The following is a 15012-nucleotide window of genomic DNA, read 5'->3' as shown; positions in this document are numbered from 1 at the left end:
AATTGCCTCCACTGAGCTCGAAATCAGTGATATTAGTCATTTTGCGTCCAAGAACTTAACTTTACTCTTAGTCGCTGCATAGATTGGCTTAGTATTTGGCTAACGCGAGATTCGCTAACCCCAAGTACTTCACCAATTTCTTTTAAGTTTAGCTCTTCATCATAATAGAGCGAAAGTACTAAAGCTTCACGTTCTGGAAGTGATTTTATTGATTCAACCAATGCTTTACGAAACGATTCATCTGCAACTCCCTTAAATGGCGAGTTATCTTCATCGTCATCTAAAGGGGATATTGCATCATCTGAAATGCCCAAGTCTTCAATACCGACAATTCGTGAGCAATTAATATCAGTCAATACAGTATGGTACTGATCTAATGGCATACCCAAAAACTTTGCAACTTCGGTATCAGATGGCTCTCGATTCAGCTCACCTTCCAGTACTGAAATAGCTTGGGTAATTTCTCGATTATGTTTATGAACCGAGCGTGGTACCCAATCACCACGTCGAATATCGTCAAGCATTGCCCCACGAATTCGAATCCCTGCATAGGTTTCAAAGCTTGCACCTTTGGTCCCATCATAATTTTTCTGTGCTTCAAGTAGGCCGATCATACCCGCTTGTATCAAGTCTTCGACTAATACGTTGGGCGGCAGGCGTCCAATTAGGTGGTGTGCAATACGCTTTACCAATACAGAGTATTTTTCCAAAAATGCTTGTTGGCTATTAAGGTTTCCGTGTTGGTCATAAGTAAGCGCTTTATTCACCGAATGGTTCCTCTACACTTTCTGTTCTATTGATTAAACGCTCTACAAAAAACTCTAGATGTCCACTTGGCGTTCTAGGAATCGGCCAAGTTAATGCTTTGTTCGCCAGTGAGCTAATTGCAAGTGCCGCTGGCGAGCGTGGATATGCATCGACGACAATCTTTTGTCTTTTAACGGCTTGGCGTACTTTATCATCTAAAGGTATACAAGCGACAAGCTCAAGACTCACATTTAAGAATCTTTCTGTCACTAAAGTTAATTTAGCGAACAATTCCCTACCCTCACGATAACTTCTGACCATGTTAGCGACAATCTTAAAACGTTGAACTTGATGCTCTCTGCTCAAAAGTTTGATCAGCGCATATGCATCAGTGATCGAAGTTGGTTCATCACACACTACAACAACCACATCTTGTGCTGCACGAGAGAAACTCACCACCATATCAGAGATACCGGCTGCAGTATCAATGAGTAAGATATCCATTTCATCTTCTAAGCTACCAAAAGCGCGTATTAAACCAACATGTTGCGCATGTGACAACTCTGTCATTGATTGTGTACCCGATGTCGCTGGGATAATTCGAATACCAAAAGGGCCATCGACAATAGCATCTTTTAATTCACACTCACCCGCGAGTACATGCCCTAAATTCCGCTTCGGTCGGATACCAAGCATGACATCCACATTAGCAAGACCTAAATCAGCATCCAAAACCATGACTTTCTTACCCTGACGAGCCATACAGATCGCCATACCGAGTGTCACGTGAGATTTACCAACACCACCTTTACCACCCGTCACAGAGATGACTTTGGTAAGTGACGGTTGAGTTAAGCGGCGTAAACCGCTCGCTTGGTCATATATCATATTATTCGCCATATCTGTCCGCCGCCTAGAATCTCTCGGAGTCGCTGATCCAGTAATGAGGTTCATTTTCTGTCGACTTCTCTAGCAGTTCATTTGCCTTTGCAACTATGTATTTCGGCTGTGCAATCACAATATCCTCGGGGACACGTTGACCATTCGCGATATAAGCGACGGGTAACGCATTTTGAACGACAACACTCACAAATTCACCCAAACTCAATGATTCATCCAGTTTAGTCATAATGCACCCAGAAAGGGGTATCCTTCTGAAGTGCTCAATGGTTTCTTGTAGTACTTTTCTTTGAGCCGTAGCCGGCAATACAAGATAGCTATGAATCACTTCACTACTCTCTTGCATTAAGGTATCGAGCTGTTCGGATAATCGAACATCACGTTGCCCCATACCAGCGGTATCAACTAAAATTAGGCGACGATTACGTAGCTGATATATTACATCGGCTAATTCATTGGAATCTTTAGCAACTCTTACAGGGCATCCCATAATTCTTCCATAAATGGAAAGTTGTTCATGTGCACCAATACGATAAGTATCAGTGGTAACAAGTGCTACATTGTCTGCTCCATATTCCATCGCTGCGCGAGCCGCCAGTTTTGCTATTGTAGTGGTTTTACCCACCCCCGTAGGCCCCAGCAGTGCTACCACACCACCACGTTTTAAAATATCTTGTTTAGAAACAGGGACTTGATCAGCCACTAAACCAAGTAACGCTTTCCACGCTTTTGGTGGTGGTGTGTCTTCTGGGATATAACAAGCCAGTTGATCTGCTAACTCTTGTGAAACTCCCATTCGCTCAAGTCTTTTTATCAACATTGCTCGAAGTGGCTCACGGCGTTCGACTTCTTGCCACATGAGACCAGACACTTGATGCTCTAATAAGCGTCGAATCGACGTCATTTCTTCACGCATGTTTTCAAGCTCAGGGTTTGCAGCATTCTGCTCTTTAACTTGCTGGCGATCATAGCGGGATGGATCTAATTTTGGTGCTGGTCGAGATGCCGATCTTCTGTCTTCAGCAATCAATTTCGCCAGCGGTGAATCAGCATTCAGCTCTGGGCTATTTCGACCGGTATTAGAATGCTTAAAACCCGACTGACGTTGCAGCAATGCTGACAAGGAATCTTCATTCTCTGAACGATATTCTGAATCAGAGCTTCCCGGAGTACTGTATTGCTTGAGCATATTCGCGAAACGTCTGGTCATTGATCGTCCAGTATCAGCACTATTTTTCAGGCTGACACGATCATCATCGAGTTCACGAGGTGCATTAGCATTATTCAATGACGGGGTGACCTGGGTATATCCCTGCTGCCTAGGCTGAAAACTGTAACGCTTGTTACTGTTTTGCTGCGCTGGCTGCTCACCATCAACAGCGGCGACAATTTCTACGCCACCCGCGACTTTTTTATTCGACATGATCACCGCTTCTGCACCAAGTTCTTCTTTCACTTGAAGCAGTGCGGTACGCATGTCTTTGGCAAAAAATCGTTTTATTTTCAAAGCAGATATCCGTGTTTAAGGGGCAAAGCCTTATGTATCAGTTGGCGGCTGTTCCGTTAGTTTCCGACGGCTTGAACAATTCGAATTTGTTTCTCGTCAGGTATTTCTTGGTAAGAGAGCACACGCAAATTCGGTATTGTGTTTTTCACAAACTTCGCCAATGTCGAACGAAGTACGCCTGAGGTTAGTAACACCGCAGGTTCACCTTTTAATTCCTGTTCTTGCGTTGCATGGCTGAGTGCAGCTTGTAAGCGTTCCGCTAAACCAGGTTCAATACCCGCAGACTCTCCGCCCGATGCTTGCATTGTCTGATGCAATATTTGTTCCAGCTCAGGAATGAGTGTAATCACTGGCAGCTCAGGCTCTATTCCATTGATTTCTTGGACAATTAAACGTTTTAATGAGATCCGAACTGCTGCGGTTAATATGTCAGGTTCTTGACTCTTACCTGAGTACTCAGCCAATGTTTGAATAATGGTTCTGATATCTCGGATAGGAATAGCTTCATTGAGTAAGTTTTGCAGTACTTTTACGACGGTACCAAGTGGCAGTTGGTCAGGGACAAAGTTTTCCACCAATCTCGGTGCTGATCGCCCAAGCATTTCGATGAGATTTTGCACTTCCTCATGACCGATAAGTTGTGAAGCATTATTTGTGAGAAGTTGGCTAAGGTGTGTAGCGAGAACGGTTGAAGAGTCAACAACGGTGTAACCTAACGCTTGAGCATGTTCGCGTTGATCTTCTCTGATCCACACGGCTTCAAGGCCAAAAGCAGGGTCAACCGTACGCTCGCCATCAATGACGCCGTACACTTGCCCTGGGTTAATCGCAAGTTCTTGATCGGGACGAATTTCTGCTTCGCCAACGGCTACGCCCATCAATGTTATCCGATAGCTGTTTGGAGTTAACTCTAAGTTATCGCGAATGTGCACCGCGGGAATCAAAAAACCAAAGTCCTGAGACAGCTTTTTACGGACACCTTTTACTCGCTCTAACAACTCGCCACCTTGGTCCCTGTCGACCAGTGGGATCAAACGGTAACCGACTTCTAAGCCAATCACATCAACGGGTTGAACATCATCCCACGACAACTCTTTTTGTGTAGGCGTATCGCTATCAACTTTAGCTGGCAATTGTTTCTCTTCTGCCGCTTTCTTCTGTTTGCGCTGCATTAAATAGGCACCGCCACCTGCCAAGGCTGCCAATAGTAAAAACGCAAAGTGTGGCATTCCCGGGACAATACCCATTACACCCAAAATACCTGCGGTGATGGTCAAAGCTTTAGGGTTGTCGAACAACTGGAAAATAACCTGCTCACCCATGTCCTCATCAGTATTTTGACGAGTCACCATGATAGCGGCCCCGATCGACAATAGTAACGATGGGATTTGAGCAACCAAACCATCACCAATGGTCAACAAGGTATAAATTTCAATGGCTTCTTTAAAGCCCAGCCCATACTGAGCCATACCGATGGATAACCCACCAATAATGTTAATAAATAAAATAAGGATACCAGCAATCGCATCCCCTTTAACAAACTTTGACGCACCATCCATCGAACCGTAGAAGTCAGCTTCTTTGGTGACTTCAAAACGGCGTACACGTGCTTGCTCTTGATCGATTAACCCCGCATTCAAGTCAGCGTCTATTGCCATTTGCTTACCTGGCAATGCATCCAAGGTAAAGCGAGCACTTACTTCTGAAATACGGCCCGCACCTTTAGTCACAACCATAAAGTTGATGATCATCAGAATTAAGAAGACAACTAGGCCAACTGCATAATTACCACCAATAACCACATTACCAAATGCTTCAATCACATTACCCGCCGCACCTGAACCTTCATGACCGTACAGTAAAACAACTCGAGTGGAAGCAACGTTCAGTGCTAGTCTCAACAAAGTGGCAATAAGAAGTACCGAAGGGAACGCAGCAAAATCTAATGGTCTACGGGTATAAACCGTCACCAATAGCACTACCATAGATAGGGCAATGTTAAACGTGAAAAACAGATCCAACAAAAATGCGGGGATCGGTAATACAACCATCGCCAACGTCGCCAAAACCATAATCGGCGCACCGATAGCAGGCATACTACGTTGTGGTATTGACGGTAATCTATCCGCAAATGGGAGTGTGAATTTCATAGGCTAGCAAGCAATCTATTGATGAATATTGATATATATGACAATGAGTTGGCATTGTGATGCAATTTTCAGTCCAGCAACAAAGTCAAAATAATGGCTACATATGATAAATGTTACTCTCATTGATCAAACGTAGCCTAGTTATTCATCTTATGGGAGTTTTTTACCCGCCCTCACTAAGGGTGGATACTCCACATCTGCTTTCCTTGCATAGTGTGCGGATCATAGTCGATGCCGATCAGTCCCGAGGTTGGAAACATCGGTGGTACAAGATCGGTGACAAATTCTGCGGCCAAATAACCGACTAATGGTAAGTGAGAGACCAATAAAACTGACTCTAACTGCTCGATATCCACTAACGCTGAAACATAGTCAAAGACCGTATCGGCTTGTCCATAGGGTGTAATATCATCATAAGTAACCACATCATCAGATTCAAAATATGACGCAATAGATGCCCATGTTTGTTGCGCCCTTAGGTAAGGGCTAACAAGCACCTTATCAAAGTGACGAAGACCTTGTTTCTCACAAGCAACGGCCACAGCTACTGACTCGCGCTGCCCTCTTTCGGTTAAGGCTCTTTCTGCGTCACTCGCGGCATAATGCTCAGCTTCTCCGTGGCGCATAATAAAAATCTTCATTACTCATTCCTAGTGATTATCATGTTGGCAGTCTACGCTGCATTATTTTCAATTATATCAGGAGACCTAGCAAAGACTTCGACCTTGTTAACAGTCTATTAAAGTTGATCAAAGACTTAAAATGACATTTTGTTCATAAAATCGCGGCTTACTGTTTGCACCAAACTGTTTCAACGCCATAATTAGAATAGCATTTTCTGTGGAGATTCACCGTGCATTTAAGCCCAAACGACACTCACCATTATCGCTATGTAACATTGACCAACGGGTTGAGAACGTTACTAATTCAAGCCGATGATGCACAAAAATCAGCGGCAGCCTTAGCGGTCAATGTCGGCCATTTTGATGACCCATCAGATAGAGAAGGCCTTGCACACTACCTCGAACACATGTTGTTTTTGGGCACAGAAAAATACCCGAAAGTAGGCGAATTTCAAAGTTTTATTAGTCAACATGGTGGCAGCAATAATGCGTGGACAGGAACAGAACATACTTGTTTCTTCTTCGATGTCAGCCCGAATACGTTCGAAAAAGCCCTCGACCGCTTCAGCCAATTTTTCTGTGCTCCCCTGTTTAATGAAGAAGCCTTAGATAAAGAAAGGCAAGCCGTCGATTCTGAATTTAAACTCAAACTCAACGACGACTCTCGCCGCTTGTACCAGGTGCAAAAAGAAACCATCAACCCTGCGCACCCCTTTGCGAAATTCTCGGTGGGTAATTTAGATACTCTGTGTGACAGAAATGACGTTTCTATTCGCGAAGAAATCGTCCAGTTCCATAATCAACACTACTCTGCCGATTTAATGACGCTTGCTTTATTGGGCCCACATAGTCTAGATGAACTTGAACAGCTAGCAGAAGAAAAGTTCTCTTCAATATTGAATCAGCAGCTTGGGCATAAATCTGTCTCGGAACCTTTTGTGTTGGAAGATCATACCGGGGTATTTATCCAAATCGAGCCATTAAAGGAACTTCGTAAACTGATACTAAGCTTCCCAACGCCAAACATGGATGATTTTTATGAAGTAAAACCATTGTCTTACTTCGCTCATTTACTCGGTTATGAGGGTGAAGGGAGCCTGATGCTAGCCCTAAAAGAAAAAGGTTGGATCACCTCTTTATCAGCAGGGGGAGGCGCTAACGGTAGTAACTATCGCGAGTTTTCGGTCAGTTTTAATCTCACCCGCGAGGGAGTAAATCATGTTGAGGTGATCATTCAAGCGCTCTTTACCCAAATTAACCTGATCGCCGAGCAAGGGCTAGATGAGTGGCGCTATAACGAAAAAAGAGCAGTGCTTGAATCAGCTTTTCGTTTTCAAGAAACCACTCGACCATTAGATATGGTGAGCCATTTAGTGGTGAATATGCAGCATTACAAGCCGCAAGACACCATCTATGGTGACTACATGATGGCGGGTTACGATGAACAACTTCTACGACAAATGCTTTCGTATCTAACGCCTCGCAACCTACGATCCACTTTAGTTGCCAAAGGTGGTGCTTATGGCAAACACGTAAAATGGTATTCAACCCCTTATTCTGTAACGCGATTTTCCGACTCACAGCTCGCACTATTTTCAACACCCATTGATATAGCGACCTCACTACCACCGAACAATCCATTCATTAGTTACGACTTAGACCCAAAAGATTTGGAACCGTCACAGTCAGAATATCCTGAAATTATTGAAGAGTTACCAGGTTTTCGTTTGTGGCACTTGCAAGATAGAGAATTTAGGGTACCTAAAGGGGTAATTTACATCGCCATTGATAGCCCGATTTCAGTTGCAAATCCGAGTAATATCGTCAAAACACGTCTATGCGTTGAAATGTTTTTAGATTCGCTTGCCAAAGAGACTTACCAAGCTGAAATCGCCGGCATGAACTACAACATGTACGCACACCAAGGTGGCGTTACATTAACTATTTCGGGCTTCAGTCAAAAACAACCTCAATTGATGGAAATGATTTTAGAGCGCTTCGCCAAACGTAATTTCAGCGAAAGTCGTTTTAAAACTATTAAACAACAACTTTTACGAAATTGGCGTAATACTACTAAAGATCGCCCAATATCGCAGATTTTTAATGCCATGACAGGGATTTTGCAACCCAACAACCCTCCTCACCCCGTACTACTCGAGGCGTTAAAAGACATCAAGTTAGAAGAGTTACGTGACTTTGTTGATCAAATTTTAGCTCAGCTGCATGTTGAAATGTTCGTGTATGGAGACTGGTTACGAAAAGATGCACAAGCGATGGCCGAGACATTGAAGAATGCATTGCGAGTGAAAGACCAACAATATGAAGAGTCACTGCGCCCACTGATCATGCTTGGAAAAAATGGGACATTTCAAAGAGAGGTTCATTGCGATCAAGAAGACTCTGCAGTAGTGGTGTACTACCAATGTGATGATACCTCAGCGCGCAATATCGCCTTATATTCACTGGCAAACCATCTAATGTCAGCGACTTTCTTCCACGAGATCCGCACCAAGCAACAGCTTGGTTATATGGTCGGCACTGGCAATATGCCACTCAACCGACACCCAGGTATTGTGCTTTATGTACAATCGCCTAATGCGGCTCCTAGCGAGTTAATTATCGCTGTCGATGAATTTCTGAATGCTTTTTACATGGTGCTTCTTGAACTTAATGAATACCAATGGCACAGCAGTAAGCGCGGGCTGTGGAATCAAATTTCAGCGCCAGACCCAACCCTACGTAGCCGAGCACAACGATTGTGGGTCGCCATTGGTAATAAAGATGCCGGATTTGGTCAAAGGGAGCTGGTCTTGGAAGAACTTAAGTTACTCAGTCGCAGTGATATGATTCGCTTTATCGTTAATGAATTAAAACCAAGAACAGCAAACCGCTTGATTATGCACTCGCAAGGCAATGCTCATCACGATGCTGAAACGCTGAGTTTAGGCCAAGAAATCGGCTCAATTGAAGAATTTCAGCTTCGTCCTAAAGATTGCGATTTAGGTTAATATATTTAGCAGCAAAAATAGTCAGGGCAAGTTAGGCTTGCTCTGACGCTACGATATCTTTTAATGAATGCGGGTGTAACTTAATACATATCCCCTGCCACTTAAAGGCAACTGTCGGGTTATTCAACCGCTCCCCCTCTCCTTTTGGGCTCGATAATTTTACTTTAACCCCTTTTGACTCAAGCTTATTCCACTGCTCTTGCAGAGATGGATAACGCGACTGTATGTCATGCAGATATTCTTGAGCAGTTTGCGCATTGGACTGCACAACAAACTCGATGTGTTCCCAAGTTTGCTGTGGGTAAATTTTTCCAGGAACCGGATAAGGCAGTTCTAGACACTCAATTGACCAACCTAATACCTGTAATGGTGATGAAAATTCAAGCACAATAATAGGACGCCCGTTAATTTCAGCGTTCGAAATCTCTCTTCCTTCATTAAGCCAAGCTTTATGTGCCAATATTGCTAAGTCAGGATCATTAATACGCAACGCGATGTGATCGGCTTTATTGCTTGATAAATCAATATGCAAAATTTCCGTTAAGTATTGAATTTTATGCATAAATTGAATGATATTTTGTTTTAACTGCTCAGGGTGAAGTTGTGCATCAATGAGAGGTTCAAACATTTAAACGGTCCAAAATAATGATTTTCGCCCAATAGTACCAAGATCGGTTTGAAAAGTAGAAAATTTCCTAATTTAGTCCCTGTAAGCGCCTTAATAAAATTGGTATTATGTGCGCCAAATTATGAACAAAATCGAGATATGCATTCACCCAATGCGGTGAATAAAATGCATACCTTTGCAATTCCCAGAATTGAAGGACACGCGTGTGAATATCCAAGCACTTATTAATGACAAAGTATCTCAGGCTCTTGAAGCCGCTGGCGCACCAGCAGGCAGCCCTGCGGCTGTTCGCCAATCTGCAAAACCACAATTTGGTGACTACCAAGCAAATGGCGTTATGGGCGTTGCTAAACGACTAGGCACTAACCCTCGAGAATTTGCTCAGAAAGTATTGGACGTTCTAAACCTAGACGGTATCGCTTCTAAAGTTGAAATCGCAGGTCCGGGTTTCCTAAACATCTTCCTAGATGAAGCTTTCCTAGCAAAACAAGCAGACGCAGCATTGGCTGATTCTCGCCTTGGTGTAGCAACCGCTGAAACGCAAACCATCGTTGCAGATTACTCTGCACCAAACGTTGCGAAAGAAATGCACGTTGGTCATTTACGTTCTACCATCATCGGTGACGCTGTGGTTCGTACATTAGAATTTCTCGGTCATAAAGTGATCCGCGCTAACCATATCGGTGACTGGGGTACTCAGTTTGGTATGCTTATCGCCAACCTTGAACGAGTACAGCAAGAGTCAGGCGAAGTATCAATGGAACTGTCTGATCTTGAAGCCTTTTACCGCGAATCGAAAAAACTGTACGACGAAGATGAAGCGTTCGCAGCTAAAGCGCGTGGCTATGTGGTAAAACTGCAAAGTGGCGATGCGTACTGTGCTGAAATGTGGAAGAAACTGGTTGATGTCACCATGATCCAAAACCAGCGCAACTATGACCGCTTGAATGTATCTTTAACTCGTGATGATGTCATGGGGGAAAGTATGTACAACGACATGCTACCAACTATCGTTGCCGATCTGAAAGAGAAAGGCTTAGCTAAAGAAGACGATGGTGCACAAGTTGTATTCTTAGATGAATACAAAAATAAAGATGGCGAACCAATGGGCGTTATCGTTCAGAAGCGTGATGGTGGTTTCCTATACACCACAACCGATATCGCTTGTGCTAAGTACCGTTACGAAACCTTGGGCGCTGATCGCGTCTTGTACTTCATCGACTCTCGTCAACATCAGCACCTAATGCAAGCTTGGACCATTGTTCGCAAAGCAGGTTATGTTCCTGAAGAAGTCACTCTAGAGCACCACGCATTCGGTATGATGCTAGGTAAAGATGGCCGTCCATTTAAGACTCGTGCTGGCGGTACAGTACGCCTTACTGATCTTCTCGATGAAGCACAAGAGCGCGCTGCAAAACTAATTGAATCGAAAAACCCAGATCTCGCCGCAGATGAGAAAGCCAATATCGCAAATACAGTTGCGATGGCCTCTGTAAAATATGCCGATTTGTCTAAACACCGTACCACTGACTACGTATTTGACTGGGATAACATGTTAGCGTTTGAAGGAAATACTGCACCATACATGCAATATGCCTACACTCGAGTTGCATCTATTTTTGCAAAAGCTGGGGTATCAATGGATAACCTCACTGGCGAAATCAAAGTTACTGAAGAAAAAGAGAAAGCTCTCATTGCTAAACTACTTCAATTTGAAGAAGCGGTACAAACCGTTGCTCGTGAAGGCCAGCCACATGTTATGTGTAGCTACCTATTCGAACTTGCGGGTCAATTCTCTAGCTTCTATGAAGCCTGCCCGATCCTTGTAGCAGAAGATGAGAGCATCAAACAAAGCCGTCTAAAATTGGCTGCGCTTACTGCGAAAACCATCAAGCAAGGCTTATCACTGCTAGGTATAAATACGCTAGATCGTATGTAATTATTTGATGTGAAAAATATAAAAGGTTGGCAAACGCCAGCCTTTTATTTTATCTAGTAAAACACGACTTATATTGGATAGCGCTATGGATTTTGAACTTCACCCTCAACTGACTAAAGATACTTCGTTAATAGGTCAGTTTCCTCTTTGCTTAGCTTTATTACACAAAGATAACGCGGTTCCGTGGGTTATTCTCGTCCCTAAACGAGCAAACTTAAAAGAATTACACCACTTACCCATGCATGAACAACAGCAATTTTTGCTTGAATCACAAGCGGTTAGCCAAGCACTTGAAGCAACATTTTGCCCCGACAAATTGAACCTAGGTGCACTAGGTAATATGGTGCCTCAACTTCATATTCACCATATCGCTCGCTTCAAAAGTGATATTGCTTGGCCTGGTCCTATTTGGGGAAATACTCAAGGCGTAATGCGCACCGAGCAAGAACAGTGCGAACTATTGAGAATAATACAGAATGTACTTTCATTAAGTTCAATTTTTAATAAAGCTTAAACACAAAAGCCGCTGATAATTTAGCGGCTTTTAAAAATCGAACCATTAACGAAGTTACAAAGTTACCGTTAGTGATAAGCCATCATTGCGGTTCAGTGCATAACGCACCCTTGTCACATGATGTGCTTTATTGGTATCGATGGTGCGTGAAATAATCCCTTTTTTAATCCAGACATTCAGCATTGCATCTACCCCATCCTCACTCATTGAAAATTTCTTGGCGAGGTCAGCACGGCTGACAATACCATTCTCTTCAATGTAACCTTTTAACTCAGTCAATATCATGCGGCTTGTATCTCCAGTAACGATTGTAATTTACGCCCACGAATCTTCAGTGTTTGGTATATCAATAGACTCGTAATGACTATTACACCGATCCAAAGTGAACTTTTCACAGGTTGCTGCATAAAGTGGCTTGCTTGGTAATACAATGTCGCACTACCGTAGGCCAACCCCATGGTCCAAATCGCAATAAAACGGGCATATTTCATACCAAACTCACGAACATAAGCTCCCATTGCCGCGACACAAGGCGTATAAAGTAAGATAAAAATCAGATAAGCAAACGCCGCATGACCGGTCACAAAATGATGCTTTAGGTTGCCAAAAATTGAAGCATCTACCGCTTGCTCTTCTGCAATAGCGTTACTGTCCGTTAAGTCACCAACTTCAATACCTAGTGGATCAGAAAAACTTAACCCCATTAAGTTTTCAGGTATCGACATTACTGCTTCTTGCAGACTTGCTACAAGGTCATACTCACCCTCATCGCTGGTGGCTGATGTGTACAAGTTATTCAAAGTACCGACTACCGCTTCCTTGGCAAAAATACCCGTGATAATACCTACCGTTGCAGGCCAGTTGTCTTGATTAACACCTATAGGTGCAAATACTGGAGTCACAACTTGCGCCGCTTTAGACAATACTGAATTGTCACTGTCTTCATTGCCAAAGCTACCATCGATACCAATTGAGTTTAAGAAACTCAAAATGGTCACGACAACAACAATGGTTTTCCCTGCGCCTAAAACAAAACGCTTTAATTTTTGCCACGTTTTGATCAGCACGTTTTGGACGGTAGGGATCTCATAGTCAGGCATTTCCATCACTAAACTATCACTGGAACCAGGAAAAAGTGTGTGCTTCAAAATAAGCCCAGTGAAAACTGCCGCCAAGATACCCAATAAATAAAGCGCAAAGACCACATTCTGACCGCTTTCAGGAAAGAAGGCCGCGGCAAATAATGCATATACAGGTAAGCGTGCACCACAAGACATAAACGGTGCCATTGACGCGGCCAATTTACGCTCGCGCTCTTGATCTAATGTTCTGGTTGCCATAATCGCAGGAACATTACAACCAAAGCCTAGGACTAACGGCACAAAAGCTTTTCCTGGTAAACCGATACGCTGCATTACTTTATCCAGCACAAATGCGGCACGAGACATATAGCCCGAGCTCTCCAAAATAGCCAAGAAAAGATATAAACAAGCAATGACAGGAATAAAGGTGGCAACCGTTTGAATACCACCACCTAAACCATCAGCAAGCACAGTAACTAACCAAATTGGTAAATGGTCATCCAGTAGATAATGCCCACCATCAACCAATAATGCACCGACCCCGATATCAAAAAAGTCAATGAATGCGCTACCAATGTTGATAGAGAACATAAACATTAGATACATGACTACAAAGAAAAATGGTACGCCAATCCATTTATTTAAAATGAATTTATCGGCTTTTTCAGTGAAGTTATGGCTTAATTTTCCTTCGGTTTGACGAATTTTTTTACATTGCTCATGTAAAAAAGTGTATTTGGTATCAGCAACATGTAGGTCGATATCTAAACCACTTGATGTTTGCTCTCTACGAACAAGAGCACGCTGTGACTCAGGTAAACTATTAATCACCAACAAATCATTTTCTAAAGCACGAATAGCCAATGCACGCGCAACCACTTCTTGATGCTGAAAAGCTGCCGATATTTTTTCAATTGATCGTTCAAATGCAAAACCATAGTCAAGTACCAGTTCTTTAAGAGCAACGCCTTGCAGTAATAATTTGTGCAATTTCTCTTTGAAGCTATTGACCTGCTCTTTACTAGTAGCCGACAGCATGAATACCGGGCAACCCAATATCTTTTCAAGTCTTTTAATATCAAGGCGTTGTCGCTCTCGCTTCAAAGCATCCATTTTATTCAAAACGACAATCATCGGACGCCCTAATTCACGAAGTTGCAGCGTCATGTATAAGCTACGTTCAAGGCAAGTCGCGTCGACAACATTGATAATGAGATCCGCTGGATGAGTCAATACCGCTCTAGAAGCAATAGACTCATCGATACTATTGCTGTCATTGCCACTATCTAAAGCATAGATACCCGGCAGATCGGTTAATTTAAATTCATCGCCAGAGTGAGAATAGTAGCCTGTTTTTTTCTCTACGGTTACACCAGCCCAGTTACCAACTTGTTGTTTTGCACCTGTCAGGCCGTTAAATAATGTTGTTTTTCCACTATTGGGATTACCAACGGTTAGAATTTGATATTGCATTAGGCTTTCTCCACCTCAATACAAGCTGCGATTTTTTCACGCACAGCTAATGACACTCCTCTTACTTCAATTTGAAGTGGGTCTCCCATTGGAGCTCGTCGAACTAAAGTCACCGCAGTTTGAGGCAACAATCCCATCACCATCAATTTTTTGCGAACATCGTTTGGAAGTTGGTAAAACGCCGTAATATTTGCGCTTTCCCCTGCTTTTAATTGAGATAGTTTCATTTATAGCACTCTCAATGGTAGTGGTAATGAGAAATATTTTTATTAACATGAATAATACACGTTGATACGTCTAATGTTCTTGAGTGAAATCAAAGATTGCGCAAATCAAAACGTTGCTTTTGTTAAAACATATCACGTCAAAAACGTTAAATTGCCTTTTCATAAAATAACAAATAAACAAAAAAATGAACTCATGCTTACGACATTTCTATTT

12 protein-coding genes are annotated in these 15012 nt (G+C 42.9%); 3 read left to right on the top strand and 9 right to left on the bottom strand.

Annotated elements, in window-relative coordinates:
* Nucleotides 1-32: 32 nt before the first annotated feature.
* The 5 genes from AACW06_RS10650 to sixA all read right to left on the bottom strand — a co-directional run bounded on the left by AACW06_RS10650 (nt 33) and on the right by sixA (nt 5945).
* The gene (locus AACW06_RS10650) at nt 33-767 is read right to left on the bottom strand and encodes an RNA polymerase sigma factor FliA (RefSeq protein WP_192075037.1); all 735 of its coding nucleotides are present in this window, start codon (nt 765-767) and stop codon (nt 33-35) included.
* The gene (locus AACW06_RS10645) at nt 760-1647 is read right to left on the bottom strand and encodes a MinD/ParA family protein (protein ID WP_192075036.1); all 888 of its coding nucleotides are present in this window, start codon (nt 1645-1647) and stop codon (nt 760-762) included. The genes AACW06_RS10650 and AACW06_RS10645 overlap by 8 nt, the downstream gene beginning before the upstream one ends.
* A gap of 13 nt (nt 1648-1660) precedes the next feature.
* Complete coding sequence (gene flhF, locus AACW06_RS10640; protein ID WP_192075035.1) at nt 1661-3154, bottom strand: flagellar biosynthesis protein FlhF; 1494 nt, start codon at nt 3152-3154, stop codon at nt 1661-1663.
* 56 nt (nt 3155-3210) lie between these two features.
* Nucleotides 3211-5304 carry a flagellar biosynthesis protein FlhA gene (gene flhA / locus AACW06_RS10635; protein ID WP_192075034.1) on the bottom strand — a complete coding sequence of 698 codons (2094 nt, stop codon included), beginning with the start codon at nt 5302-5304 and terminating at the stop codon, nt 3211-3213.
* A gap of 176 nt (nt 5305-5480) precedes the next feature.
* Nucleotides 5481-5945: a phosphohistidine phosphatase SixA gene (gene sixA / locus AACW06_RS10630; RefSeq protein WP_192075033.1), complete on the bottom strand. Its 465-nt coding sequence runs from the start codon at nt 5943-5945 to the stop codon at nt 5481-5483.
* 212 nt (nt 5946-6157) lie between these two features.
* On the opposite strand from sixA, the gene AACW06_RS10625 reads away from it, so the two are divergent.
* Nucleotides 6158-8935, top strand: a complete 2778-nt coding sequence (locus AACW06_RS10625; protein WP_192075032.1) for an insulinase family protein — start codon at nt 6158-6160, stop codon at nt 8933-8935.
* 31 nt (nt 8936-8966) lie between these two features.
* Here AACW06_RS10625 and AACW06_RS10620 read toward each other — a convergent pair whose 3' ends face one another.
* Nucleotides 8967-9563: a VOC family protein gene (locus AACW06_RS10620; protein WP_192075031.1), complete on the bottom strand. Its 597-nt coding sequence runs from the start codon at nt 9561-9563 to the stop codon at nt 8967-8969.
* A gap of 205 nt (nt 9564-9768) precedes the next feature.
* Between AACW06_RS10620 and argS the strand changes: the two genes are divergently transcribed.
* Nucleotides 9769-11502: an arginine--tRNA ligase gene (gene argS / locus AACW06_RS10615; RefSeq protein WP_192075030.1), complete on the top strand. Its 1734-nt coding sequence runs from the start codon at nt 9769-9771 to the stop codon at nt 11500-11502.
* 85 nt (nt 11503-11587) lie between these two features.
* The gene (locus tag AACW06_RS10610; protein WP_192075029.1) at nt 11588-12016 is read left to right on the top strand and encodes an HIT family protein; all 429 of its coding nucleotides are present in this window, start codon (nt 11588-11590) and stop codon (nt 12014-12016) included.
* A 54-nt stretch (nt 12017-12070) separates the two neighbouring features.
* On the opposite strand, the gene AACW06_RS10605 is transcribed toward AACW06_RS10610, so the two are convergent.
* The 3 genes from AACW06_RS10605 to AACW06_RS10595 are packed head-to-tail and all read right to left on the bottom strand — an operon-like array spanning nt 12071 to nt 14798.
* Complete coding sequence (locus tag AACW06_RS10605) at nt 12071-12301, bottom strand: FeoC-like transcriptional regulator (RefSeq protein ID WP_053311809.1); 231 nt, start codon at nt 12299-12301, stop codon at nt 12071-12073.
* On the bottom strand, nt 12298-14571 hold the full coding sequence (gene feoB, locus AACW06_RS10600; protein ID WP_192075028.1) for a Fe(2+) transporter permease subunit FeoB: 2274 nt from the start codon (nt 14569-14571) through the stop codon (nt 12298-12300). The genes AACW06_RS10605 and feoB overlap by 4 nt, the downstream gene beginning before the upstream one ends.
* Nucleotides 14571-14798, bottom strand: a complete 228-nt coding sequence (locus AACW06_RS10595) for a FeoA family protein (protein WP_053311811.1) — start codon at nt 14796-14798, stop codon at nt 14571-14573. The genes feoB and AACW06_RS10595 overlap by 1 nt, the downstream gene beginning before the upstream one ends.
* Nucleotides 14799-15012 lie beyond the last annotated feature (214 nt).

Source organism: Vibrio sp. S12_S33 (genome assembly GCF_963889785.1).
GTDB lineage: Bacteria > Pseudomonadota > Gammaproteobacteria > Enterobacterales > Vibrionaceae > Vibrio > Vibrio aestuarianus.
This window is presented reverse-complemented; position numbering and strand designations above follow the sequence as displayed.